A 2178-nucleotide genomic window follows, 5' to 3' on the forward strand; every position below is an offset into this window, starting at 1 on the left:
GCATCGGCTCCATCACCGGCGTCTTCTGCCTCTTTGCCATTTTGGGCAAAGTCTCCGGCCAAAGGCTCCTGATCTTCATGAACCTGGCCGCCAGCAGCGCGATCGCCGTCATGCTGGTCAGCCAGACAGCCTGGCTGACGGCCCTGGCTGCCTTTGTCTTCGGCTTAACCGCCGCCAGCGGGATCATGCAGACCGGGCTCAACGCCTTCATGAACCTCTACCCATCCAGAAAGGGCCTGGCCACCGGCGTCTTCTACTTCTTTGGCGCGCTCGCTTCCTTCACCGTTCCGATCATCACCGGGGTCTTGTCGGACGTCAGCATCCAGCTGGCCTTTGGCAGCGACCTCTTCATCGGCCTTTTGGCCAGCTGCCTGGGCTTGGCCATCAACTGGGCCCTCAAGCCGGCAGAAGCCAAGCAAGCAGTGCAAGTTAAAGCTTAATTTTCAGAAAAATTGCCGCGGAATTTTACTTCCACGGCTTTTTTGCTGCAAATTTCGCGTTATTTTTACAAATCTTTCTATCAATTATGACAAAAAACGAATTGATAAAAATGATATAATGAATTATATAACAAAAGAAAGCGCTTTACTACGGAAAGGAACCGCCTATGAACAAGCAAAAACTGCGGCTGTCTGTCAGCCTTTACCTCAATTACGTCGCCCACGGCTTCGGGCTCTTGATTCTGTCCCAGAACATGACGGCCCTGGGCAAGAGCTGGTCGGTGCCCTTGAAGCTGGTTTCCTTTGTCATCTCCGGCGTGGGGATCGGCCGCCTTTTGGCCTACCTCATCACCGGCTACCTGGCCGACAAGATCAGCCGGAAATTCTTCGTCTACCTGGGCATGGCCTGCTACCTGGCTTTTGCCCTCGGCATCCCCTTCTCCAAAAACGTCTACCTGGCTTACGGCCTGGCCATCCTGGCCGGGATCGCCAACTCAGCCCTTGACGCCGGGACCTACACCACTTTCGCTGAAATGGGGCAAAAAGGCAGCCGGGGCAACATCCTGATCAAGGCCGCCGCTTCTTTGGGCGAGTTCATCCTGCCCCTTTTGGTGGCCAGCCTCAGCCGCCACCAGCTCTGGTTTGGCTACAGCTTCATGGCCATGGCCGCCATCCTGGTAGTCAACGCCATCCTGCTGGCCCCATTGAAATTCCCCAAGCCCGGGCAAAAAACCGCCGAAAGCCGCCAAGAGGCCGCTGGCGGCAAGAGAAGCTGGCTGACGACCGTCTGCTTTGCCCTTTACGGCTATGCCTCCATGGCCTTGATGATCTGGTTTACCCAGTGGATCACCCTTTTTGGGCAAAAGCAGGGCTTCTCGCTTGCAACCAGCCACCTCTTTCTTTCCCTGTACAGCGTCGGCTCCATCATCGGCGTCTTCTGCCTCTTCGGCCTGCTCAGCCGGGAAGTCTCGCCTTACGCCATCCTTTTGGTCATGAACGTCCTGGCCACCTTGATGGTCCTGCTGCTGCTGGTCAGCCATTCCGCCCTGTTGTCTGAACTGGCCTCCTTCATGTTCGGCCTAACTGCCGCCAGCGGGATCATGCAGACCGGGCTGAACGCCTTCATGGAGCTTTATCCTGACAGAAAGGGGCTGGCTACCGGGATCTTCTACTTCTTTGGCGCCATCGCCTCCTTCACCGTCCCGATCATCACCGGCGTCTTGTCCGATATCGACATCCGCCTGGCTTTCGGCGGCGACCTGGCCGTCGGCATCATCGCCTGCCTGCTGGTTTCAGCAATCTCCATCAGCCATTCGCGCTCTTTACGCAAGTAAGCATACTTTGTTAAGCAGTTTACTAACGTGAAAGGCGGCTGAATCCGGCCTTGCCCGGGCGATCGGTGTTATAATTTTTGTAAAAGATGTGTTATCTTTCACTATGAAGTAAGCGCCTTGCAAAATTTCCGAAAAATTTTGCACGTTTGACCGCTTGGTCTTTAACATTTGAGGAAGAAAAAATGCCGGATGAGCTTTATCAATTTACCGATCAAGAACGCAGACAATACGAAAAGGCCCCCCTGCCCCTGATGGTCATGCAGGTCATCGCGGGCGAATACCACGTCCTGCTGGTTTCAGACGAGTACTGCCGGATGGTCCAGTCCGACCGCCGGTCCATGCTGGAATATCTGAACCACCACAGCTTCGGCCGGGTGCACCCAGCCGACGTGGCCCGACTGGCG

General features: G+C 55.6%; 1 protein-coding gene and 2 pseudogenes. All 3 read left to right on the forward strand.

Features of this window, described 5'->3' with window-relative positions:
• Nucleotides 1-440 (forward strand): annotated as a pseudogene (locus tag lacNas_RS06835) (MFS transporter); the annotation flags it as partial.
• A gap of 167 nt (nucleotides 441-607) precedes the next feature.
• A complete protein-coding gene (locus tag lacNas_RS06840; protein WP_201330850.1) occupies nucleotides 608-1774 on the forward strand; it encodes an MFS transporter in 1167 nt (388 codons plus the stop codon).
• A 182-nt stretch (nucleotides 1775-1956) separates the two neighbouring features.
• Nucleotides 1957-2178 (forward strand): annotated as a pseudogene (locus lacNas_RS06845) (hypothetical protein); the annotation flags it as partial.

Origin of the sequence: Lactobacillus nasalidis, from assembly GCF_016587775.1 — a bacterium.
Taxonomy (GTDB): domain Bacteria; phylum Bacillota; class Bacilli; order Lactobacillales; family Lactobacillaceae; genus Lactobacillus; species Lactobacillus nasalidis.

Bases quoted from the DNA above. Each gene is read 5' to 3' on its own strand.
- lacNas_RS06840 (WP_201330850.1), top strand. From the start codon at position 608: ATGAACAAGCAAAAACTGCGGCTGTCTGTCAGCCTTTACCTCAATTAC.